General features: G+C 38.0%; 22 protein-coding genes, 6 tRNA genes, 3 rRNA genes and 2 other annotated features. All 31 genes read left to right on the top strand.

Annotation, left to right across the window (positions count from 1 at the left end):
* Positions 1 to 87: ribosomal RNA gene (locus BN999_RS10955) — 23S ribosomal RNA — on the top strand; the annotation flags it as partial.
* Positions 88 to 206: 119 nt separating this feature from the next.
* A 5S ribosomal RNA gene (rrf, locus tag BN999_RS10950) occupies positions 207 to 322 on the top strand.
* Positions 323 to 398, top strand: a tRNA-Val gene (locus BN999_RS10945).
* A 3-nt stretch (positions 399 to 401) separates the two neighbouring features.
* Positions 402 to 477, top strand: a tRNA-Thr gene (locus BN999_RS10940).
* 60 nt (positions 478 to 537) lie between these two features.
* A tRNA-Lys gene (locus BN999_RS10935) sits at positions 538 to 613 on the top strand.
* 9 nt (positions 614 to 622) lie between these two features.
* Positions 623 to 707: transfer RNA gene (locus BN999_RS10930), tRNA-Leu, on the top strand.
* A 14-nt stretch (positions 708 to 721) separates the two neighbouring features.
* Positions 722 to 796, top strand: a tRNA-Gly gene (locus BN999_RS10925).
* Positions 797 to 802: 6 nt separating this feature from the next.
* A tRNA-Leu gene (locus BN999_RS10920) sits at positions 803 to 891 on the top strand.
* A 192-nt stretch (positions 892 to 1083) separates the two neighbouring features.
* Positions 1084 to 1199: ribosomal RNA gene (gene rrf / locus BN999_RS10915) — 5S ribosomal RNA — on the top strand.
* 216 nt (positions 1200 to 1415) lie between these two features.
* Complete coding sequence (locus tag BN999_RS10910) at positions 1416 to 2111, top strand: MgtC/SapB family protein (protein WP_096271403.1); 696 nt, start codon at positions 1416 to 1418, stop codon at positions 2109 to 2111.
* Positions 2112 to 2374: 263 nt separating this feature from the next.
* Positions 2375 to 2836, top strand: a complete 462-nt coding sequence (locus tag BN999_RS10905; protein WP_096271402.1) for a CtsR family transcriptional regulator — start codon at positions 2375 to 2377, stop codon at positions 2834 to 2836.
* Positions 2837 to 2877: 41 nt separating this feature from the next.
* Positions 2878 to 3423, top strand: coding sequence for a UvrB/UvrC motif-containing protein (locus BN999_RS10900; RefSeq protein ID WP_096271401.1), 546 nt, complete (start codon positions 2878 to 2880; stop codon positions 3421 to 3423).
* A complete protein-coding gene (locus BN999_RS10895; protein ID WP_096271400.1) occupies positions 3420 to 4484 on the top strand; it encodes a protein arginine kinase in 1065 nt (354 codons plus the stop codon). The genes BN999_RS10900 and BN999_RS10895 overlap by 4 nt, the downstream gene beginning before the upstream one ends.
* 17 nt (positions 4485 to 4501) lie before the next feature.
* On the top strand, positions 4502 to 6928 hold the full coding sequence (gene clpC, locus BN999_RS10890; RefSeq protein WP_096271399.1) for an ATP-dependent protease ATP-binding subunit ClpC: 2427 nt from the start codon (positions 4502 to 4504) through the stop codon (positions 6926 to 6928).
* A gap of 852 nt (positions 6929 to 7780) precedes the next feature.
* Entirely contained in the window at positions 7781 to 9154 is a 1374-nt protein-coding gene (gene radA / locus BN999_RS10885) for a DNA repair protein RadA (RefSeq protein ID WP_096271398.1), read from the top strand.
* A 192-nt stretch (positions 9155 to 9346) separates the two neighbouring features.
* Entirely contained in the window at positions 9347 to 10438 is a 1092-nt protein-coding gene (locus BN999_RS10880) for a PIN/TRAM domain-containing protein (protein WP_096271397.1), read from the top strand.
* Between the two features lie 266 nt (positions 10439 to 10704).
* Complete coding sequence (gene gltX, locus BN999_RS10875; RefSeq protein WP_096271396.1) at positions 10705 to 12174, top strand: glutamate--tRNA ligase; 1470 nt, start codon at positions 10705 to 10707, stop codon at positions 12172 to 12174.
* Between the two features lie 286 nt (positions 12175 to 12460).
* Positions 12461 to 12681: a binding site (T-box leader), on the top strand.
* Between the two features lie 57 nt (positions 12682 to 12738).
* Positions 12739 to 13386 carry a serine O-acetyltransferase gene (cysE, locus tag BN999_RS10870; protein WP_176481949.1) on the top strand — a complete coding sequence of 216 codons (648 nt, stop codon included), beginning with the start codon at positions 12739 to 12741 and terminating at the stop codon, positions 13384 to 13386.
* A gap of 3 nt (positions 13387 to 13389) precedes the next feature.
* The gene (gene cysS / locus BN999_RS10865) at positions 13390 to 14790 is read left to right on the top strand and encodes a cysteine--tRNA ligase (RefSeq protein WP_096271395.1); all 1401 of its coding nucleotides are present in this window, start codon (positions 13390 to 13392) and stop codon (positions 14788 to 14790) included.
* A 4-nt stretch (positions 14791 to 14794) separates the two neighbouring features.
* Positions 14795 to 15193: a Mini-ribonuclease 3 gene (locus BN999_RS10860; RefSeq protein ID WP_096271394.1), complete on the top strand. Its 399-nt coding sequence runs from the start codon at positions 14795 to 14797 to the stop codon at positions 15191 to 15193.
* Positions 15193 to 15936, top strand: a complete 744-nt coding sequence (gene rlmB / locus BN999_RS10855; RefSeq protein ID WP_096271393.1) for a 23S rRNA (guanosine(2251)-2'-O)-methyltransferase RlmB — start codon at positions 15193 to 15195, stop codon at positions 15934 to 15936. The genes BN999_RS10860 and rlmB overlap by 1 nt, the downstream gene beginning before the upstream one ends.
* Before the next feature lie 2 nt (positions 15937 to 15938).
* On the top strand, positions 15939 to 16448 hold the full coding sequence (locus tag BN999_RS10850) for an NYN domain-containing protein (RefSeq protein ID WP_096271392.1): 510 nt from the start codon (positions 15939 to 15941) through the stop codon (positions 16446 to 16448).
* Positions 16449 to 16984: 536 nt separating this feature from the next.
* On the top strand, positions 16985 to 17635 hold the full coding sequence (gene sigH, locus BN999_RS10845; protein WP_096271391.1) for an RNA polymerase sporulation sigma factor SigH: 651 nt from the start codon (positions 16985 to 16987) through the stop codon (positions 17633 to 17635).
* Positions 17636 to 17708: 73 nt separating this feature from the next.
* Positions 17709 to 17858 (top strand): 50S ribosomal protein L33, encoded by a 150-nt coding sequence (gene rpmG / locus BN999_RS10840; protein ID WP_096271390.1) that lies wholly within the window; start codon positions 17709 to 17711, stop codon positions 17856 to 17858.
* Between the two features lie 59 nt (positions 17859 to 17917).
* Entirely contained in the window at positions 17918 to 18091 is a 174-nt protein-coding gene (gene secE / locus BN999_RS10835; protein ID WP_042145359.1) for a preprotein translocase subunit SecE, read from the top strand.
* A 150-nt stretch (positions 18092 to 18241) separates the two neighbouring features.
* A complete protein-coding gene (gene nusG / locus BN999_RS10830) occupies positions 18242 to 18775 on the top strand; it encodes a transcription termination/antitermination protein NusG (RefSeq protein WP_096271389.1) in 534 nt (177 codons plus the stop codon).
* A 181-nt stretch (positions 18776 to 18956) separates the two neighbouring features.
* Positions 18957 to 19382: a 50S ribosomal protein L11 gene (gene rplK / locus BN999_RS10825; RefSeq protein ID WP_042145365.1), complete on the top strand. Its 426-nt coding sequence runs from the start codon at positions 18957 to 18959 to the stop codon at positions 19380 to 19382.
* Positions 19383 to 19561: 179 nt separating this feature from the next.
* Positions 19562 to 20254 (top strand): 50S ribosomal protein L1, encoded by a 693-nt coding sequence (gene rplA / locus BN999_RS10820; RefSeq protein WP_096271388.1) that lies wholly within the window; start codon positions 19562 to 19564, stop codon positions 20252 to 20254.
* Positions 20255 to 20302: 48 nt separating this feature from the next.
* Positions 20303 to 20433, top strand: a sequence feature (ribosomal protein L10 leader region).
* A 42-nt stretch (positions 20434 to 20475) separates the two neighbouring features.
* A complete protein-coding gene (gene rplJ / locus BN999_RS10815) occupies positions 20476 to 20976 on the top strand; it encodes a 50S ribosomal protein L10 (protein WP_096271387.1) in 501 nt (166 codons plus the stop codon).
* Positions 20977 to 21038: 62 nt separating this feature from the next.
* Entirely contained in the window at positions 21039 to 21404 is a 366-nt protein-coding gene (gene rplL, locus BN999_RS10810; protein WP_096271386.1) for a 50S ribosomal protein L7/L12, read from the top strand.
* 114 nt (positions 21405 to 21518) lie between these two features.
* On the top strand, positions 21519 to 22121 hold the full coding sequence (locus tag BN999_RS10805) for a class I SAM-dependent methyltransferase (RefSeq protein ID WP_096271385.1): 603 nt from the start codon (positions 21519 to 21521) through the stop codon (positions 22119 to 22121).
* Positions 22122 to 22379: the final 258 nt, after the last annotated feature.

Genomic DNA, 22379 nt, shown 5'->3' with positions numbered 1-22379 from the left:
TTAGAGACTATGAGGTTGATAGGTCCGAGGTGGAAGCGTGGTGACACGTGGAGCTGACGGATACTAATAGATCGAGGACTTAACTAACTTTTTGATTCGTTGTTTACTCTTATTTAGTTTTTAGGGTATAAATTATTTTTTTAAAAACCCTTGCATTTCTTTCAAGAAATGAATATAATATATCTTGTCTTCATTTTAAGATATTGTCTGGTAGCGATAGCGAGAAGGTCACACCTGTTCCCATACCGAACACAGCAGTTAAGCTTCTCAGCGCCGATGGTAGTTGGGGCATTGCCCCTGCGAGAGTAGGACGCCGCCAGGCGGAGGATTAGCTCAGCTGGGAGAGCACCTGCCTTACAAGCAGGGGGTCGCAGGTTCGAGCCCTGCATCCTCCACCATTTGCCGGCCTAGCTCAATTGGTAGAGCAACTGACTTGTAATCAGTAGGTTGGGGGTTCAAGTCCTCTGGCCGGCACCATTTTTTCTGGATGAATGTTATTCTTATAATTAGATATACTAAGCAACATGAATTCGAAATGAGCCATTAGCTCAGTCGGTAGAGCATCTGACTTTTAATCAGAGGGTCGTAGGTTCGAATCCTACATGGCTCACCATTTTATTATGCGGGTGTGGCGGAATTGGCAGACGCGCTAGACTTAGGATCTAGTATCTTCGGATGTGGGGGTTCGACTCCCTTCACCCGCACCATTAATTTAATAGACGCGGAAGTAGTTCAGTGGTAGAACACCACCTTGCCAAGGTGGGGGTCGCGGGTTCGAATCCCGTCTTCCGCTCCATATAGTGCCGGGGTGGCGGAACTGGCAGACGCACAGGACTTAAAATCCTGCGGTAGGTGACTACCGTACCGGTTCGATTCCGGTCCTCGGCACCATATGCGCCCGTAGCTCAATTGGATAGAGCGTTTGACTATGAGGTTGATAGGTCCGAGGTGGAAGCGTGGTGACACGTGGAGCTGACGGATACTAATAGATCGAGGACTTAACTAACTTTTTGATTCGTTGTTTACTCTTATTTAGTTTTTAGGGTATAAATTCAAAATTATATTTGAATAACCTGTCCATTGTCTGGTGATGATGGCGAGAAGGTCACACCTGTTCCCATACCGAACACAGCAGTTAAGCTTCTCAGCGCCGATGGTAGTTGGGGCATTGCCCCTGTGAGAGTAGGACGTTGCCAGGCAAATGAAGCCAAGAGATGATTTATTCGTCTCTTGGCTTTTTTGGTTATAAAAATGTTATAATCCATTCCCATAAGAATATAATTTTGTCGAAGAAATTAAATAATAACAATGAAGCCCTAGTTCAGAATTGAACTAGGGCTTCATAAAATAATTCAAAACTCATATTTACATTTTGACAGACTAAACTGATAATATATATAAAAGAGGAGATAAATATGAATGCAATTCTTTCACACTTAATTGATGAACACTTTTTACTTATAATAGTTCGTGTACTTATTGCTTTGCTTTTATCAGGGTTAATAGGATTTGAGAGAGAATTAAAAAACCACTCTGCAGGATTTCGCACTCATATCCTTGTTGGAGTTGGCTCTTGTTTGATGATGGTGCTATCGTTGTATGGGTTTGAAGCCTACATAGAAAAGTATGATAATGTACGTTTTGATCCAGCAAGAATTCCATCTTATGTTATTAGTGGGATCGGATTTCTCGGTGCTGGAACTATTATGGTATATGGTGGTACTATAAGAGGTTTAACTACTGCGGCGTCAATATGGGCTGTTGCTGGACTTGGTTTAGTCGTTGGTGCTGGCATGTATGCCGTTGCATTATTTACAACGTTAATCATCTTGTTAAGTCTAGTTTTCCTAAATAATTTTGAAAAGCTCTTTACGAAAGGCAAGAGCTCCATGGTTGTTGAGATTGTCTCTTACCCTAATCTTGCCATTAATAAGGTTGTTTCAGTTTTTGAAGAAAGTAATATAAAAGTTAGGCAGGTTGAGGTATTAAAGGTAGAAAATGATCTACGCAGTATTTTTATAAAAGTGGAACCGAACGAAGAACTTAATCGAATTAGATTGTTTGAAAGTCTTTCTAGCATTGATGCAGTGAAAAGCGTTTCTGAAAGATAACCACCAGTAAAATCCCGTACATGGAAAAAGTGATACGGGGTTTTTCCTTCTAAAAATAAAATCCTTACTTAAGTTCTTTCATCTCGAAATAGATGAGAAAAAAGTTCAGATAATTTGTTTTGTTTTTTATTAATTTGTCAACAATAGATAGGGTATGAATGGTTGCATCTGATTAAAATTGAAGTATAATAAAAGTATAGTCAAAGTTAGTCAAAGTCAGGAAAGAAATTATGGACCACTCTTGAAATTAGGGAGGGAATCAATTGAGCAATATTTCAGATGTAATTGAACAATATTTGAAAAAGGTATTACAAGCAAAAGGTCAAGATGCCATCGAAATAAAGCGAAGTGAAATTGCAGATCGGTTCCAATGTGTTCCATCGCAGATAAACTATGTAATAAATACTCGCTTTACCATTGAAAAAGGCTATATAGTGGAAAGTAAACGTGGTGGTGGAGGCTATATTCGTATCATTCGAGTAAGGCATCGAGACAAATCAGACATGATCGATGAAATTATTAGGTTAATTAATCCTACAGTTACACAACAAGCAGCCTACGACGTATTAGAACGACTTGTAGAGGAAGAGATTATTACAGCTAGAGAAGCCAAGATTATGGCTAATGGAGTAAGTAGGGAAACATTAGCTTTTAAATTGCCTTTAAGAGATGAAATTAGATCACGTATATTAACTGCCATGTTAACGACTTTAAAGTATTTATAATCGATGTACTGGTTTTAGTTTAACGGTAAGGGGGAAAAACAATGGAGTGTCATGAATGTCAAGAACGACCAGCCACCCTACATTATACACAAGTAATTAATGGCCATAAAACGGAAGTTAACATTTGTGAAGTATGTGCGAAGGAAAAGGGATATATGACTTATCCAGAAGAAGGATATTCCCTTCATAATTTACTAACAGGTTTATTCAACTTTGACACAAGTCATGTAAACACACCAGGTGCCCATATCAAAAAAGAAAAAGAACATCAATGTCCGAAATGTGGGTTAACTTTTTCGGAGTTTAAACAGATTGGTAAGTTTGGTTGTGGGGAATGTTACCACACTTTTTCTGCAAATCTAAATCCTATCTTCCGACGTGTTCATAGTGGAAACACGGAACATCGTGGGAAAATACCTAAACGAAAAGGTGGCAATTTGCATCTAAAGAAACAAGTTGCTACGTATAAAGCACAGCTGCAGGAATTAATTACGAATGAGGAATTTGAACAAGCTGCTGTTATTAGGGATAGAATTAAGGAATTAGAAGCTAAAATTAATCAGAAAGAAGCAGGTGATAGTAGGTGACACTTCAAAACTTTATGAATGAGGCGATTAGTCCTTGGATGCGAGAACAAGGTCCAAATCATGACATTGTTTTAAGTAGTCGCATTCGTTTAGCGAGAAATTTCGCTGATGTGCCATTTCCTATCATTGCTGATCAAAAGGAATTAGAGGAAATTAGAGAGTTCTTTAAAAGACATTACGAACATCAATCATTTGAAGAATATCAAAATTTCGAGTTTGTCTCTATACGTGATTTAACTGCAATCGAAAAAAGCGTATTAGTAGAAAAGCACCTCATAAGTCCATTACTTGCTAAAAAAGAAGGGGCAGCAGCAACTTTGATCTCGGATAATGAGCAAGTATCGGTCATGATTAATGAAGAAGACCATATTCGTATTCAAATTTACTTTCCAGGTTTACAATTAACCAAAGCTTTGAATAAAGCACTAGAATTTGATGATTGGATAGAAGATAAGGTTAATTATGCTTTTGATGAGAAACGTGGTTTTTTAACTAGCTGTCCTACCAATGTTGGTACGGGTATGAGAGCCTCTGTTATGATGCACTTACCAGCCCTTGCAATGACGAAACAAATAAATAGGATGATGCCAGCTATTAACCAGTTGGGACTTGTCGTTAGAGGGATATATGGAGAAGGTAGTGAAGCTTTAGGGAATATTTTTCAAATCTCAAATCAAATTACACTTGGGAAAGCAGAAGAGCATATCATAGAGGACTTAGAGAGTGTTGTTCAACAATTAATAGAACATGAACGCAAAGCGAGAACAAGAATTCTTGAACAATCCGGAATGGAATTAGAGAACCGTATCTTCCGTTCATTAGGAGTTTTAGAATATAGTAGAATTATCGAATCCAAGGAAGCAGCTAGATGTTTATCGAATGTTCGATTAGGAATCGATTTAGGAATCATTAAAAATGTTTCTCGTAATATACTTAATGAACTGATGGTTTTAACTCAACCCGGATTTTTACAACACTACGCAAAGAAGACGTTAACAATGGCGGAGAGAGATATACTTAGAGCGTCTTTAATTCGAGAACGATTACAATTTGAGGAATAGGTAGGAGGAAATCTTATATGATGTTTGGACGTTTTACTGAAAGAGCTCAAAAAGTACTAGCACTATCCCAAGAAGAGGCTGTGCGTCTTGGTCATAATAATATTGGAACGGAACATATTTTACTAGGACTTGTCCGTGAAGGGGAAGGAATAGCTGCAAAAGCTTTGGAATCTTTGGGATTAGAAGTTTCTAAGATTCAAGAAGAAGTGGAAAAGCTAATTGGAACTGGGAAGCAACCAATGCAAACCATACATTATACCCCAAGAGCAAAGAAGGTTGTGGAGCTATCACAAGATGAAGCTCGTAAACTAGGTCATTCCTATGTTGGTACTGAACATATATTACTTGGCTTAATTCGCGAAGGTGAAGGGGTTGCCGCTCGAGTTCTAAATAACTTAGGTGTGAGCTTAAATAAAGCTAGACAACAGGTCCTTCAGTTACTTGGTAGTAATGAGTCACAAGCCGGTAGACAAGGTCGTGGGCAGGCATCTAGTGCGAATACACCGACACTGGATTCTCTTGCGCGTGATTTAACTGCTAGTGCAAAGGAAGGAAACATTGATCCCGTTATTGGGAGAAGTAAAGAAATTGAACGTGTTATTCAAATATTGAGTCGCCGTACAAAGAACAATCCTGTATTAATCGGAGAACCAGGTGTGGGTAAAACAGCTGTTGCAGAAGGTCTTGCACAACAAATTATCAACAATGAAGTGCCTGAGACACTACGAGATAAGCGCGTGATGACACTTGATATGGGTACGGTTGTGGCAGGAACTAAATATCGTGGTGAATTTGAAGATCGTCTGAAGAAAGTCATGGAGGAAATTCGACAAGCAGGGAATATTATTTTATTTATTGATGAATTACACACCTTAATAGGTGCTGGTGGTGCAGAAGGTGCTATTGATGCCTCCAATATCTTAAAGCCATCTCTAGCACGTGGAGAGCTACAATGTATTGGTGCTACTACATTAGAAGAGTATCGTAAATATATTGAAAAAGATGCTGCTTTAGAACGAAGATTCCAACCGATTCAAGTAGATGAACCAACACTGGAAGAGACAATTCAAATTCTAAAAGGGTTGAGAGATCGCTATGAAGCACATCACCGTGTAACTATTACCGATGAGGCTATCGAAGCGGCTGCTAATCTTTCTGACCGTTATATTACCGACCGCTTTTTACCGGATAAGGCAATTGATTTAATTGATGAGGCTGGTTCAAAAGTAAGACTTCGTTCTTACACAGTACCACCAAACTTAAAGGACTTAGAACAGAAACTAGAAGAAGTACGTAAAGAAAAAGATGCAGCAGTTCAGAGTCAAGAATTTGAAAAAGCAGCATCTTTAAGAGATTCAGAGCAACGACTTCGTGAAGAGTTAGAGATGACGAAGAATGAATGGAAAGAAAAACAGGGTCAAGAAGATTCCCAGGTAACAGTAGAAGATATCGCAAGTATCGTTTCTATCTGGACCGGTGTACCTGTTTCCAAATTAACAAAAGATGAGAGTGAACGACTACTTAACCTAGAAGAAGTCTTACATGATCGTATAATTGGTCAGGAAGAAGCCGTTAAAGCCATTTCAAAGGCGATTAGAAGGGCTAGAGCAGGGCTTAAAGATCCGAAACGTCCAATTGGTTCCTTTATCTTCTTAGGACCAACAGGGGTCGGAAAAACAGAATTAGCACGTGCCCTTGCAGAAGCAATGTTTGCGGATGAGAATGCAATGATCCGAATTGATATGTCTGAATATATGGAGAAACATTCTACATCACGTTTAGTCGGATCACCTCCAGGATATGTTGGATATGAAGAAGGCGGCCAATTAACTGAAAAAGTACGTAGAAAACCGTATTCTGTTGTACTTTTAGATGAAATAGAAAAAGCCCATCCGGAAGTATTTAATATCTTATTACAGGTGCTGGAAGATGGACGTTTAACAGATTCAAAAGGTCGTGTAGTAGACTTCCGTAACACCGTATTAATCATGACTTCCAATGTTGGGGCAAGTGAATTAAAACGAAATAAGTTTGTTGGATTTAATTTAGAAGAGGACGGAAAAGACTATTCTAATATGAAATCGAAAGTACTCGATGAACTTAAGAAGGCTTTCCGCCCAGAATTTCTAAATAGAATCGATGAAACAATTGTGTTCCACTCTTTAGAGAAGAAACACATGAAGAGTATCGTAACATTAATGATAAAAGACGTTCAAAAACGCTTGGTGGAGCAAGATATTGACTTTACACTTACAGATAAAGCGGTAGAGAAGATTGCTAATGAAGGATTTGATCCGGAGTATGGTGCAAGACCATTACGTCGTTCAATCCAAAAAAATATTGAAGATCTTTTATCTGAAGAGTTGTTGAAAGGTACAATAAAAATCGGAGAAAAGGTAAAAATCGGTCTTAATAACAAAGGAGAATTTATCATTTTATCCTAATAAAATTGGTGAATTCTGAACTAAAAACTAGAAGGAATTATCCTTCTAGTTTTTTATTTTGACTGGAAAATATGATACGATGCGGATAAGAAATTTGTTTGTGTAAGGCTGTTTAGTAAATGATTGTTGTTAATTATATTATTGATAGAAACTGTGCGGTAAGAAGTTAGATACCATTAGTTAATGGATATAGGGGTACGACACCGCTCCGGCAGAATACCCCGCTTTCCACGGGCACGGCCTCAGCCTCCTCGAGGAAAGTTCGCCTCTCTAGGGGTCTTCGGACACGTGCTATTCCCGTAGGACAAGGAAGGCCGGCAGCATAATCATCGCACGAAGAAAATTGCTCTTCATTTTCGAGGAGTCTCCGTATTCTGCCTGCACTAGTTTAATTATTCTTATTTAAGATAGCAAATAATTATTGTGTTAGTTTTAATTTCTTATATTTCTTCACTCAAAACTAGCGAAGGAAATACACGGAGACTCCTTGAAAAAGAAAATCACTTTTTCTGCGTGCGATGTATCGCTTTCGTAGCGTTCCTTGTCCTGCGGGAGGATAGGCATCGGTGAGACCCCGCAAGAGCTTTAGCTCTGAGGAGGCTCACCAGCCGCTCAGCGAGTGCGGAGTGTATTTCCTTCGCGGGTATGTTGCTCCCAAATAATATAAATTAACTAGAGAAACAACAACCTTGTGTAAAGAGTTATTTATCTAATTTGAATGCCCCACATGACTTATAATTTTTCTTAATATGTGGCAGACTTTAGGAAATTTGACTTAAATTGATAGATTTCTGTAACCATAGAGGAATAGTAAACGTATATAATAGAGATATCCGAAGGGACTGAATAGGATTGGCAAAAGTAAAGACAAAGTTTGTTTGTCAAGAATGTGGCTACGAATCCGCAAAATGGATGGGGAAATGCCCCGGTTGTAATAATTGGAATAGTTTTGTAGAGGAAACCTCCATTACTGGTAAACAAACAAGACATACATTTAGCGGTATAACAACTGCAGGAAGTAAGCCGGAAAAGATAACATCTATCGTATCCAAACAAGAACCACGTATTTCAACAGATTTAAAGGAATTAAATCGTGTATTAGGTGGAGGGATAGTTCCTGGCTCACTTGTTTTAATAGGGGGAGATCCGGGTATTGGTAAGTCTACCTTATTACTGCAGGTCTCTCAGCAGCTTGCCAAAAAGCAACTGCCAGTTTTATATATTTCCGGTGAGGAATCAACAAGGCAAACCAAGCTTCGAGCTGATCGATTGGGAGTTAGTTCTGATTCACTATATGTATTGGCTGAAACAAATCTACTTAGTATCTCCAACCATATTGAACAATTAAAACCGTCACTGGTTATTATAGACTCCATCCAAACGATCTATCGTGAGGAAGTAACTAGTGCTCCTGGTAGTGTTTCACAGGTACGAGAGTGTACAAGTGAACTAATGCGAATTGCAAAAACTAGTGGAATTCCGATTCTAATTGTAGGACATGTTACTAAAGAAGGTGCCATTGCTGGACCACGGTTACTGGAACATATGGTGGATACCGTGCTTTATTTTGAAGGAGAAAGGCATCATACTTACCGCATATTACGTGGAGTAAAAAATAGGTTTGGAAGCACGAATGAAATGGGTATTTTTGAAATGAAAGAAGAAGGACTACGCGAAGTGTTAAATCCTTCTGAGATATTTCTAGAAGAAAGGTCCCAAGGGTCGGCTGGTTCTACTGTAGTAGCTTCGATGGAAGGCACGAGGCCAATACTGGTAGAGATCCAGGCTCTTGTATCACCGTCTAGCTTCGGGAATCCAAGAAGAATGGCAACGGGGATTGACCATAATAGAGTGTCCTTATTAATGGCTGTATTGGAGAAGCGGGTTGGACTAATGCTTCAAAACCAAGATGCTTATATAAAGGTTGCTGGAGGAGTTAAACTGGACGAGCCGGCAATTGACTTAGCCACTGCAATTAGTATTGCATCAAGCTTTCGAGATATTCCGACAAAGCCTGATGATATCTTTATTGGAGAAGTTGGATTAACCGGTGAAATTAGACGAGTATCTCGGATTGAACAGCGGGTACAAGAAGCGGCGAAGCTAGGATTTAAACGTGTCATCTGTCCGCAAAACAATCTGGATGGTTGGACATATCCAAAAGATATTGAGGTAATCGGTGTAAAAACAATCCAGGATGCATTAAATATAGGTATTCCAAGGTAATAGTTTGAAAAATTACTAGAATATTGTCGAATTTTCATTGACTTCCATGTAACACTATGATAGAATTTAATGTTTTGCCAATTTGATTGTTTGCTTGAGCTATGCTATGATGGTTAAGTACCACTCTAATTTCAAAATAATGGTTATTTTTTTAGGTTAATAGGCAATAATAGTGGTTAGGAGGTGACAGTGGTGCTGAAAAAGATTGTACACTTATTTTTTATCGTTTCAGGAGCTACCATTGGGTATTTATATATACCATATATTATCAGGTTATTAGAATTCACTGATTTAACATGGGTTGAATCACCATTTTTAGGAGCAGCATTAGGTGCTATTATATTATTTGTTATTTCTTATATGCTTGCTGATTATATTGTAGATTTTTTGAGGTGGATAGAAGAAGGCTTAGTGAAAATACCAATTGGTGATCTACTCTTAGGTAGCCTGGGATTAATCATAGGTTTGGTAACGGCGTTTTTAATAAATCTACCAATCCAAGAAATACAAATTGAGTTTGTGTCCAATGTGATGCCACTATTTATAACAATTCTATTGGGGTATTTCGGATTCCAGGTTGGATTCAGAAGACGTGATGAATTAATGAATTTAATTAGTATTAATCGTAAAGAAAAAAAGAAAGGACCTTCGGATACGGAGGGATTAGATACACATCCTCGCCCGAAGATTCTAGATACAAGCGTTATTATTGATGGACGAATTGCTGATATCTGCCAAACAAGCTTTATAGAAGGAACAATCGTTATCCCACAATTTGTACTAGGTGAATTACAGCATATTGCAGATTCATCTGATGTGTTGAAGCGTAACCGCGGAAGACGTGGGTTGGATGTATTAAATCGAATTCAAAAAGAACTTCCTATAAAAGTAGAAATCTATGAAGGTGACTTTGAAGACATCCAGGAAGTAGATAGTAAACTAATAAAGCTTGCTAAAGTAATCGATGGTATTGTCGTTACAAATGACTTTAATCTTAATAAAGTATGTGATTTACAAGGTGTGCACGTACTAAACATAAATGACCTAGCAAATGCAGTTAAACCAGTTGTATTGCCAGGAGAAGAACTAATGGTTCAGGTAATTAAAGATGGTAAAGAGCAAAATCAAGGTATTGCATATTTAGATGATGGTACCATGATTGTGGTAGAAGAAGGCAGAAATTATATTGGAAAAACGATTGAAGTACTTATAACTAGTGTTTTACAAACCTCTGCCGGCCGCATGATTTTCGCAAAGCCAAAATTACTTGAAAAAGCCCTATAAAAAAGGTATAACTTATATTGAGATTAACAATAAATAAAAGTGATAACATCCAGTGTTATCACTTTTTGTTATAATGGAAAAGGTATGTTATTTTAAAAGGTTTTTTAAATGTTGATATTTTAAATTTATTATAGTGATTAGGCGTGTTATTCGATGCTCTGAGCGGAATATATTTCAACCTCGGGCCTCTTGAAAGAAGTTTCACTATAAGTATACTTCATTTAATAATAACCTAATTAAACCAATAAAGAAGGAAGAGACAAAACATGACAAACGAAGTACGCGTGCGCTATGCACCAAGCCCAACAGGCCATTTACATATAGGAAATGCACGAACAGCACTATTTAACTACTTATACGCAAAACACTTCAACGGTAAATTCATCATCCGAATTGAAGATACAGATGAAAAACGCAACGTAGAAGGCGGCGAAGAAAGCCAACTTAAATACCTGAAATGGTTAGGCATCGAATGGGATGAAGGTGCAGACGTTGGTGGAGACTACGGTCCGTATCGTCAAATGGAGCGCCTAGATATTTATAACAAATATGTTAATGAGTTAATAGAAAGAGGATTAGCTTATAAATGTTATATGTCAGAAGAAGAGTTAGAAGCAGAACGTGAGGAACAAATTGCGAACGGACAACCTCCGAAGCACTCGGGTAAACACCGTAATCTAACAGCTGAACAAATTGCAGCGTATGAAGCGGAAGGTCGCAAAGCTAGTATCCGTTTCCGAGTGCCTGATAATGTAACCTATACATTTAATGATATCGTACGTGACGAGATCAAATTTGAATCTAGTGATTTTGGCGACTGGGTAATGGTAAAGCAAAATGGAGTTCCAACCTATAACTTTGCCGTGGCGATTGATGATCATCTAATGAATATTACCCATGTTTTCCGTGGTGAAGAACATATCTCCAATACACCTAAACAGCTAATGATCTATCAAGCATTTGGTTGGGATGCACCGACATTTGGACATATGACGTTAATCTTAAATGAAGACCGTAAGAAATTAAGTAAGCGTGACTCTCATATCATTCAATTTATTGAGCAATACAAAAATCTTGGATACTTACCGGAAGCGATGTTTAACTTTATTACGCTACTTGGTTGGTCTCCAGTTGGTGAAGAAGAAATCTTTACGAAGAGTAAGCTTATTGAGATATTTGATCCAGAAAGATTATCTACATCACCAGCCATTTTTGACGTACAAAAATTAAAATGGATGAACAACGAGTACATTAAAGCATCTGATCTAGACAAGGTAATCGACCTTGCTATGCCACACCTAATTGAAGCTGGAAGGCTTTCTGAAGATATGGATGAAGAAACTCGCGACTGGGCTGAAAAGGTAATTGGATTATACCGAGAACAATTACGCTTTGGTCAGGAAATTGTAGAGTTAACGGATATGTTCTTTAATAAAACAGTCGAACTTGATGAAGCAGCAAAAGAAGTGTTAGCAGAAGAACAAGTACCAGAAGTACTTCAAGTATTTACAGATAAACTAATACACTTAGATGAGTTCAACAAAGATACAATTAAAGACCAAATAAAAGCAACCCAAAAAGAAACAGGACACCGCGGAAAGAAACTATTCATGCCAATCCGCGTAGCAACAACCGGCCAAACCCACGGCCCAGAACTACCACTAGCAATCGAACTACTAGGAAAAGAAACAATTGTAGAAAGATTGGATAACCTATTAAAAGAACTAGGAGCATAAGAACTAATAATCAGCCATTTTTGTTGTATTTCCCCCTATCTCTTGTAGGGAAGGGAGCAAAATAAACTATTTGCTCTAAGTGGCTGGAATACACGGAGACTCCTACGGGAATAGTGAGCAGGGTGAGACCCCGCAGGACGTAGTCCGAGGAGGCTCACCGTTCGCCCCGTGGAAAGCGGAGTGTATTCTAGCCACGGGTTACATTGGGAGAGTCAAGAAGAAAGTAATTTTTTGAGCAATCCAATTCACATTTCACCCAAACTATAATATAGTATTAATACACTAATAAAGAACGTTGAAAAGGGAAAGTAATAGTTAGAAAATTACACAGAGAGAATCACCTTGGCTGGAAGTGATTTTAATTGCTAACTATGAAGTGCCCCTTGGAGTCCGTTATGGAACACTACAGTACATAACGGCGGTCTCTTCCGTTACGAGAGCATAAGTTGGAAGGCTAGTACTACTTGCCTTCAAACAGAGTGGAACCGCGCTTAAAGCGTCTCTGTGTTTATACACAGGGGCGCTTTTTTGTTATCTATACTATTCACTTTAGGGGGATGGAAAATGGGGATTATAAAGCGAATGAAGGAAGACATGGATGTCGTGTTTGAACAAGATCCAGCTGCAAGAACCTATCTAGAAGTATTTCTAACCTATTCTGGATTACATTCTATCTGGTCCCATCGTATTGCCCACTGGTTTTTTAAACGTAAGCTATTTTTCTTTGCTCGTTCCATATCACAAATAAGTCGCTTTTTTACTGGAATAGAAATCCATCCTGGAGCAAAGATTGGAAGACGCTTTTTTATAGATCATGGAATGGGTGTCGTCATTGGTGAAACTTGTGAAATTGGGGATAATGTAACCGTCTTTCAAGGTGTTACATTAGGTGGAACAGGAAAGGAAAAAGGAAAACGTCACCCTACAATAAAAGATAACGCACTAATCGCATCAGGAGCTAAAGTGCTAGGATCCATTACCATTGGTGAGAATGCTAAAATAGGTGCCGGATCGGTTGTATTAAAAGATGTTCCAGATAATTCTACTGTGGTCGGAATTCCAGGAAAAGTAGTCATTCAAGATGGCAAGAGAGTAAGTCGCGATTTGGAACATAATAAATTACCAGACCCAGTTGAGGATCGATGTGCTCAATTGCAAAAAGAAATCAATATGTTAAAGGAAGAAATTACAAGATTGAAGGAAGGGAAATAGAAAATGGCTATTACAATTTATAATACGTTATTAAGAGATAAACAAGAATTTAAACCAATTGAAGATGGAAAAGTTCGTATGTATGTATGTGGCCCTACAGTATATAACTATATTCACATTGGAAATGCCCGTCCTGCAATAGTATTCGACACCGTTAGAAGGTATTTAGAGTACAAAGGCTATCATGTTGATTATGTTCTAAACTTTACTGATGTGGATGACAAGATTATTAAACGAGCAAATGAATTAGGTGAAGATGTATTTGCGGTATCGAACCGTTATATTGATGCATATTTAGAAGATGTTAAAAAGCTCGGAGTAAAAAAGGCGACCCATAATCCGAGGGTTACGAATACCATGCAAGAAATCATTGGGTTCATTAATAGCCTAGTAGAAAAGGGTTATGCCTATGAAGCGGATGGAGATGTTTATTTTAAGCCAAGGGCCTTCGAAGGCTACGGTAAATTATCCCACCAATCTATTGATGAGCTTAGATCTGGAGCTAGAATTCAGGTTGGAGAAAAGAAAGACGACCCATTAGACTTTGCGTTATGGAAAGGCGCTAAAGAAGGAGAAATATCATGGGATTCCCCTTGGGGTAAAGGCCGTCCAGGTTGGCATATAGAATGTTCGGCAATGGCAAAGAAATACCTAGGTGAAACGATCGACATACATGCAGGTGGACAGGATTTAACGTTCCCTCACCATGAAAATGAAATTGCCCAATCAGAAGCAAATAACGGGAAAACTTTTGCTAACTACTGGATGCATAATGGATACATTAATATAAACAATGAAAAAATGTCGAAGTCTCTTGGGAATTTTGTACTAACTAGAGACTTACTAGAGATTCATGATGCAAACGTTATTCGTTTCTTCATGCTAAGTGTTCATTATCGTAACCCAATTAATTTCTCTGAAGAACTACTAGAATCCGCAAAAAACAGTTTGGATAGAATAATAACGTCATATCAAAACTTAGAGCATCGGAAAGCATCTAGCACAAACTTAGATAGTAAGGAACAAGAATGGCTTGAAAAGATTGACGCATTTACCAGCCGTTTTGAAGTGGAAATGGATGATGATTTCAATACTGCAAATGCTATATCTGTACTTTTTGATTTAACAAAAGAAGCCAATGTTTACTTGAATCAGGACCATACATCAGTAAAAGTTATCGAGCGTTTTCAAGAGAAAATACAGGATTTCCTTGAAGTATTAGGTGTAGCGATTAATCAAGAGGAATCTCTTCTCGATGAAGAGATTGAAGCCTTAATTGAAGAAAGAAATGAGGCTAGAAAATCACGTAATTTTGCCCGAGCAGATGAGATTCGTGATTTGTTAAAAAAGAAAAATATCATATTAGAGGATACACCACAAGGGGTACGTTGGAAGAGAGGCTAAGGTAATGGAATCGGATATCAAACAAATGAAAAGCCTGGCCCTCGCCTATATGGGTGACGCAGTTTATGAGGTGTACGTACGCGAACACTTATTAGAAAAAGGGACTGTCAAACCGAATCAGCTACATCAAGAAGCCATTACATTTGTGTCTGCTAAAGCTCAAAATGCTGTATTACGAGAATGGTTGGAGCAAGGAATTCTCTCCACAGAAGAAGAAAGTATTGTAGCTAGAGGTCGGAATGCCAAGTCTGGCTCAGTCCCTAAACATACAAGTGTACAAACCTACCGGTATTCAACAGCATTTGAAGCTTTAATAGGCTTTCATTATTTATCCAAAAATGAGAGCCGACTAAACGAGTTATTAGAATTGGCCATTCAACATTTAGAAGGGAGGAATAACTAATGGATAACGAAATGATTATAGGAAAAAACCCTGTAATAGAAGCACTTAATTCAGGTCGTTCTGTAAACAAAGTCCTAATTTCCGATCAATTGAACCCCAAAACCCAAGGGAAAATTGTTCAACTTGGTAAAGCAGCCGGAACGATTGTACAGCAAGTTCCTAGGAATAAACTTGATCAATTAACTGATGAGAACCACCAAGGAGTTATTGCATATGTTGCTTCATACCAATATGCTTCACTAGACGATTTATTTGCAAGAGCAAAAGAACGAAATGAAGAACCGTTTTTTATAATCTTGGATGAGCTAGAAGATCCTCATAATCTAGGTTCTATTATACGAACGGCTGATGCGACTGGTGCACATGGTGTTATTATCCCGAAACGACGCTCGGTAGGCTTGACCGCAACGGTAGCTAAAACAGCAGCAGGTGCATTGGAACATATACCGGTTGTGCGCGTCACCAATATTGCAAATACAATTGATGAATTAAAAAGTAAACATGTATGGGTTGTTGGGACAGAAGCGGAAGCAACAGAGGACTACAGAAAGCTTGAAGGCACTCTTCCGATAGCATTAGTAATTGGTAATGAAGGAAAAGGCATGAGTAGACTCGTGCGACAAAAATGTGATTGGACCGTAAGTTTACCGATGAAAGGTAAGGTTTCATCCCTGAATGCATCGGTAGCCTGTAGTTTACTGTTATATGAGGTATATAGAAAAAGATTCCCAACGGGTGTTTAATTATGGTTGTATTGATAGTGGACGGCTATAACATTATTGGCGATTGGGATGAATTAAAGCGGTTGAAACAGAAGGATATGAGCCAGGCTCGTGATCGTCTTATCGAACTGATGGCTGAATATCAGGCGTATTCTGGGATACGAGTAATTATCGTATTTGATGCATATTATGTTCGTGGCATGGAGAACAAGCTAAAACAATACAAGGTAGAAATCATCTTTACAAAAGAGAAGGAAACAGCAGATGAATGTATTGAACGGTTAGTAAAGAAACTAAAAAACGTGAAAACACAAGTCTACGTCGCTACCTCCGACTATACCGAACAAAGGGTTACATTTGGACAAGGTGCCCTTCGGAAGTCGGCAAGAGAATTAGCCATTGAAATAAACGACCTTGAACATGAAATCACACTAAATGTAGCACAACACGAAAAAGCAAAACCAAAATCAAAAATACCACTAACAGACGACGTATTAGAGAAGTTTGAAAAATGGAGAAGAGGGGACATATAAATAAATCCCCAATTCTCTTTTTTGTTAGTGCGATTTTCATTTGTTGATGTTGAAGTATAAACAGGGGTAACCTTTTAAAAAATAGTGTAGCTTGAATCTACCGCTACAGCAGACTACTCCGCTTTCCACGGGGCCTAAGCCTCCCTGGGGAGTTTCTATATTCTACCTGCATTAGTTTAGTTTTCAAATCATTGTCGGGTGTTTAATTATAATCTCTAGATATAAGTGCTAATAAATTATTCGTTCATTACTAGCGAAGGAAATACACGGAGCCTCCTGCGGGGGGCTCACCAGCCGCCCGCGGCAAGGTAGACACTGTGAGGTCTTTTCGAACAGATGTCGCCCCTGTGCTGGCAGTAAAAGCGGAGTGTATTTCCGTAGCGGGTATAATGCGCTATTCATAGTTAAAGTATTTAGTAATTGAACATTCGCTAGGTTTTTTTCAAAAACGTTAGAAAATTAAAGCTATTGAGTTATTGAAACGCTTACGGTATAATTGTTTGTAAAAATTGACATCGTGCCAAGGGGGCTTCCGGATGAACATCAAGCAATTAATCAAAGACAACGACAAATTACTCACGCTTGATGATGATGATATATTAGAACTGGTTCATCAAGGTGATGATCAGGCATTGGATTACCTTATACATAAATATAAAAACTTTGTCCGGGCAAAAGCTAGAACATACTTTTTAATTGGAGCAGATAAAGAGGACATCATTCAAGAAGGCATGATTGGCCTTTATAAAGCTATCCGTGACTATAATGAAGACAAGCTTACATCATTTAAAGCCTTTGCTGAATTGTGTATTACGAGACAGATTATTACAGCCATTAAGACAGCCACAAGGCAAAAGCATATCCCGTTAAATTCATATGTGTCATTGGACAAGCCTATTTACGATGAAGAGTCAGATCGTACATTACTTGATGTAATTGCTGGATCAACAGAAATTGACCCGCAAGAATTATTAGTAAACCAAGAGAAATTTGGCGATATGGAGATAAAGCTCTCGGAATTACTAAGTGAATTTGAAAGAGGAGTACTACGCTTATATCTCGAGGGTAGAACTTATCAAGAAATATCAGAAGAATTAAAACGGCATGTTAAATCTATTGATAATGCGCTTCAGCGAGTTAAAAGGAAGCTAGAACAATTGATGGAAGCTAATGAAGTGAATCTCTAGCAAGCGTTGACACATCTGGACAACCATGCTACATTTATATGAGAAAATAACCCGTAATTTCCGGGGTGACAAGATGACAAAGAAAATTACTTTAGCGTGTGCAATCTGTTCAAGCAGAAATTATACCACTAGTAAAAATGTCTCCACAAAGGTATCACGCATGGAAGTGCGCAAATATTGTAAGACATGTGGGCAACATACATTGCATCGCGAAACAAAATAAATTAGATATAGTAATAGTTTACGCATTTTCAAGGCTTTTAGTTTGGGGAGGGCACAAGCATGTTTAAGTTTCTATCAAATGTATCTAGAGAAATGAAAAAGGTTAGTTGGCCAAAAGGTAAGGAATTAACAAGTTATACCGTTGTTGTAATTTCCACAGTAGTTTTCATGGCTGTTTTCTTTGGAGTTATTGATTTAGGGATTTCTGAGCTCTTGAACTTATTTTTTGAATAAATTTCCTGTAAATATGCTATAATGAAAAATGGATACAATATTTATTTGTTAAAAAACCCGGATTATCGGGTTTTTTTAATATGAATTTTTGTTATTTATGATCGTGATTTACCTATAAAGGGAGGGACGGGCAACTATTGTCCTAATGTAATGGAGAAAAATTGGTATGTTGTTCATACTTATTCAGGGTATGAGAATAAAGTTAAGACTAATCTAGAGAAGCGTGTGGAAACGATGGGGATGGAAGATAAGATCTTTCGTGTTATCGTTCCAGAAGAAGAAGAAACAGAAATTAAAAATGGTAAGAAGAAAGTACAAAAGAAGAAGGTATTCCCAGGTTATGTCTTAACCGAAATGATTATGACGGATGATTCTTGGTATGTAGTTCGCAATACACCAGGCGTAACCGGATTTATTGGTTCTAGTGGTGGTGGAACAAAACCTACACCATTATTACCAGGTGAAGCAGAAGCAATTCTAAAACGAATGGGTATGGCAGAATCTGTAGTTCAAGTTGACTTCGAACTTAAAGAAAACGTTCGAGTAAATGAAGGACCATTCGCAAACTTTACTGGTACTATCGAACAAATTGATTTAGATAAACAAAAAGTTAAAGTTCATGTCAACATGTTCGGTAGAGAAACCCCGGTAGAACTAGACTTCGCGCAAGTAGAGAAAATATAGGTTTTCTTTTACAGTTAATATAATCTGCATGTTAAGTTAGGAAATTTATTAACAGTCACTTGCAATATTTCCTGATTCATGCTAAAATTCTCTTGTTATTCATGCCCTCAGGGTATGAAATCTGAGTGGGAGGGGAAAATCCCCAATTTACCACATCACGGACTTTAAGGAGGTGTGTCTCGTGGCTAAAAAAGTAATCAAATTAGTAAAATTGCAAATTCCAGCTGGTAAAGCGAATCCGGCTCCACCGGTAGGACCTGCACTTGGTCAAGCTGGTGTTAATATCATGGGATTCTGTAAGGAATTCAATGCGCGTACACAAGATCAAGCTGGTCTAATTATTCCAGTTGAAATCACTGTATTCGAAGACCGTTCATTTACATTTATTACGAAAACTCCGCCTGCTGCTGTATTGCTTAAAAAAGCGGCTGGTTTAGATTCAGGTTCTGGTGAACCTAATAAAAACAAGGTTGCGACGTTAAAGCGTGATAAAGTAAGAGAAATTGCAGAAACTAAAATGCCAGATCTAAACGCCGCTGACGTAGAAGCAGCGATGCGCATGGTTGAAGGAACTGCACGAAGCATGGGTATTGTTATTGAAGACTAATACTCTTTAAAACTAATTCTTAGAGGTTGCGGTTATGGTCTTCCGTTTCGCGCAACCTTTTTCGTGAAAACAATCTACTACATGATGTGGATTGTCTTGCAAGCTTTATAGAAGCCAATGTGTGCTTTTATAAGTGGGAGGTATTACCGTTATTACCACAATAGAGGAGGAAATTTATAATGGCTAAAAGAGGTAAAAGATATCAAGAAGCTGTAAAGCTTGTTGATCGTACTAAGCAATATGATGTAAGTGAAGCTGTTTCTCTACTAAAAGAAACTGCAAAAGCTAAATTTGATGAAACTGTTGAAGTTGCTTTCCGTCTAGGGGTTGATCCTAAGAAAGCGGACCAACAAATCCGTGGTGCTTTCGTCTTACCACATGGTACTGGTAAAACACAACGTGTACTAGTATTCGCTAAAGGTGAGAAACTTAAGGAAGCAGAAGCTGCTGGAGCTGACTATGTAGGAGATCAAGATCTTATCAACAAAATCAACCAAGGTTGGTTCGAGTTTGATGTTATCGTGGCAACTCCTGACATGATGGCAGAAGTTGGTAAACTAGGACGTGTTCTAGGACCAAAAGGTTTAATGCCAAACCCTAAAACTGGAACAGTAACGTTCGAAGTTGAAAAAGCAGTTAAAGAAATTAAAGCTGGTAAGGTTGAGTATCGTGTAGATAAGCAATCTAACATCCACGTTCCAATTGGTAAAATTTCATTTGACGACCAAAAACTTGTTGAAAACTTTACAGCACTTGTAGAAACAATTGTAAAAGTTAAACCACAAGCTGCTAAAGGTGTCTACATGAAGAATGTATCTATTACATCTACTATGGGACCTGGAATTAAAGTTGACGTTTCAAACTACCGTTAATTGGTAATTGACTTTTCAGGATTCATTCGGTATACTATTTTTTGTTGATTAATTAAATACGTTGTACCGTAGACCGTAGGTGCTGATTTGCTTAATATCCTACCGAGGTGTCCTGAAACAAGTGATAAATTTGTTTATTCGAGCCTTCATGTCTACATGAGGGCTCTTTCTATGAAGAGACTCGTAACGGTATGATGACGAAACTAACAGGAGGTGGAACAATGTCAAAAGTAATGGAAAAGAAACAGCAAGTAGTTCAAGAGATCGCTGAAAAGCTTCGCGAGAGCCAATCAACAGTACTAGTTGATTATCGTGGTCTTGATGTTGCAGAAGTTACTCAACTTCGTAAAGAACTACGTGATGCTGGTGTTGAATTTAAAGTTTATAAAAACACAATGTCACGCCGTGCTGCTGATGACGTGAACCTAAGTGAGTTGAATGAATCATTAGTTGGACCAACTGCTATCGCTTTTAGTAAAGATGATGTAATTGCTCCTGCTAAAATTCTTAGCAACTTCGCTAAAGAACACGATGCTTTAGAAATTAAAGCTGGTGTATTGGATGGTAAAATCGTTTCACTTGAACAAATCAAGGAACTTGCAGACCTACCAAACTACGAAGGAATGCTTTCTATGCTACTAAGCGTACTACAAGCACCAATTCGCAACTTTGCACTTGCTACAAAAGCAGTTGCAGATCAAAAAGAAGAACAAGGCGCATAAGTTGATCGTTTAAGAACAACGTGCTAAAAAATAAAACCATAATATTCTAGGAGGAACTAAAAATGACTAAAGAGCAAATTATCGATGCTATTAAAGAAATGTCAGTCTTAGATCTTAACGATCTAGTTAAAGCAATTGAAGAAGAATTTGGAGTAACTGCTGCAGCACCTGTTGCTGTTGCTGGTGGAGCTGCTGCTGGCGGTGCTGCTGAAGAACAAACTGAATTTGATGTAGTACTAACTAACGCTGGTGCTTCTAAAATTAAAGTTGTTAAAGCAGTTCGCGAAATCACTGGTCTTGGCTTAAAAGATGCTAAAGACGTAGTTGACAACGCACCTAAAGCTGTAAAAGAAGGCGTTTCTAAAGAAGAAGCTGAAGAAGTTAAAGCTAAACTTGAAGAAGCAGGCGCTTCTGTAGAAGTTAAGTAATTAAAATTTTATTAAAATTAAAACGAGCTCGTCGTATTCATTTCCGACGGGCTCTATATTTAGGTAAAAAGTATCTTCTCTTACTATACATATTACATTAAAGTAGGTGCCCAAATGTCTGAGCATTACTTTTCAGAAAAACCCCAATCTAAAAGTTCACCCAATCAATTGAATTACAGACTAAGAGACAAGAACTACACCTTCACTAGTGATGTGGGTGTGTTTTCTAAAAAGGAAATAGATTTTGGAACAAGAATACTAATTGAGGCATTTACACCGCCTGGGATTCCTGGAGATATATTGGATTTGGGTTGTGGTTATGGACCAATTGGTATCACTGTTGCAGATTTGCTATTAGAACGCAGGGTATATATGGCAGATGTAAATGAACGCGCCTTGGCTCTTGCGAAAACAAACGCAGAACACAATAATGTAACGAATGTTGAATTTGTGAAGAGTGATCAATTCTCAGGATTAAATGACCACCAGTTTGCGGCTGTTATAACAAATCCACCGATAAGAGCTGGTAAAAAAGTAGTTCACGGAATGTTAGAAGGAAGTAAAGATAAGTTACACAAGGGCGGAGAACTTTGGGTAGTGATACAGAAGAAGCAGGGTGCGCCGTCGGCTATTCAAAAGATGGAAGACATATTTGGGAATTGTGAGACTGTAGCACGCAGTAAGGGTTATTATGTATTACGCTCAATAAAAGATTGACTTCTCTTGCTTGATTATGGTAATATAGTAAAATGCTAATATGGGGTTATTTTGTCAAGTGGGATTTTTTACAGAATAAAGAAAAGTGTATATTTCATTGGTTAACGGAAACAATGATAGAATCGAGTAAATGAGCGTTCTATCTGTTTTTCTAGTTTACGGAGTTTGTAAATTGGATTCTTATTATTGCTTTTCTATTCTAAAATCATACCCCATAATCTTGAATATGACAAGTAATTATTTTATTCAGGATATTAG

Source organism: Paucisalibacillus globulus, from assembly GCF_900184735.1.
Classification (GTDB): Bacteria; Bacillota; Bacilli; order Bacillales; family Amphibacillaceae; genus Ornithinibacillus; species Ornithinibacillus globulus_B.
Note: the sequence above shows the minus strand (reverse complement) of the source record. Positions and strands in the feature narration are given on the sequence as shown.

Excerpts from the sequence above, each read along its gene's own strand:
- gltX (WP_096271396.1), top strand. The coding sequence starts at position 10,705 with ATGACAAACGAAGTACGCGTGCGCTATGCACCAAGCCCAACAGGCCAT.
- rlmB (WP_096271393.1), top strand. The coding sequence starts at position 15,193 with ATGGATAACGAAATGATTATAGGAAAAAACCCTGTAATAGAAGCACTT.
- rpmG (WP_096271390.1), top strand. The coding sequence starts at position 17,709 with ATGACAAAGAAAATTACTTTAGCGTGTGCAATCTGTTCAAGCAGAAAT.
- BN999_RS10850 (WP_096271392.1), top strand. The coding sequence starts at position 15,939 with ATGGTTGTATTGATAGTGGACGGCTATAACATTATTGGCGATTGGGAT.
- rplA (WP_096271388.1), top strand. The coding sequence starts at position 19,562 with ATGGCTAAAAGAGGTAAAAGATATCAAGAAGCTGTAAAGCTTGTTGAT.
- BN999_RS10910 (WP_096271403.1), top strand. The coding sequence starts at position 1,416 with ATGAATGCAATTCTTTCACACTTAATTGATGAACACTTTTTACTTATA.
- BN999_RS10860 (WP_096271394.1), top strand. The coding sequence starts at position 14,795 with ATGGAATCGGATATCAAACAAATGAAAAGCCTGGCCCTCGCCTATATG.
- sigH (WP_096271391.1), top strand. The coding sequence starts at position 16,985 with ATGAACATCAAGCAATTAATCAAAGACAACGACAAATTACTCACGCTT.
- cysE (WP_176481949.1), top strand. The coding sequence starts at position 12,739 with ATGGGGATTATAAAGCGAATGAAGGAAGACATGGATGTCGTGTTTGAA.
- BN999_RS10805 (WP_096271385.1), top strand. The coding sequence starts at position 21,519 with ATGTCTGAGCATTACTTTTCAGAAAAACCCCAATCTAAAAGTTCACCC.
- secE (WP_042145359.1), top strand. The coding sequence starts at position 17,918 with ATGTTTAAGTTTCTATCAAATGTATCTAGAGAAATGAAAAAGGTTAGT.
- rplJ (WP_096271387.1), top strand. The coding sequence starts at position 20,476 with ATGTCAAAAGTAATGGAAAAGAAACAGCAAGTAGTTCAAGAGATCGCT.
- nusG (WP_096271389.1), top strand. The coding sequence starts at position 18,242 with ATGGAGAAAAATTGGTATGTTGTTCATACTTATTCAGGGTATGAGAAT.
- cysS (WP_096271395.1), top strand. The coding sequence starts at position 13,390 with ATGGCTATTACAATTTATAATACGTTATTAAGAGATAAACAAGAATTT.
- clpC (WP_096271399.1), top strand. The coding sequence starts at position 4,502 with ATGATGTTTGGACGTTTTACTGAAAGAGCTCAAAAAGTACTAGCACTA.
- BN999_RS10900 (WP_096271401.1), top strand. The coding sequence starts at position 2,878 with ATGGAGTGTCATGAATGTCAAGAACGACCAGCCACCCTACATTATACA.
- rplL (WP_096271386.1), top strand. The coding sequence starts at position 21,039 with ATGACTAAAGAGCAAATTATCGATGCTATTAAAGAAATGTCAGTCTTA.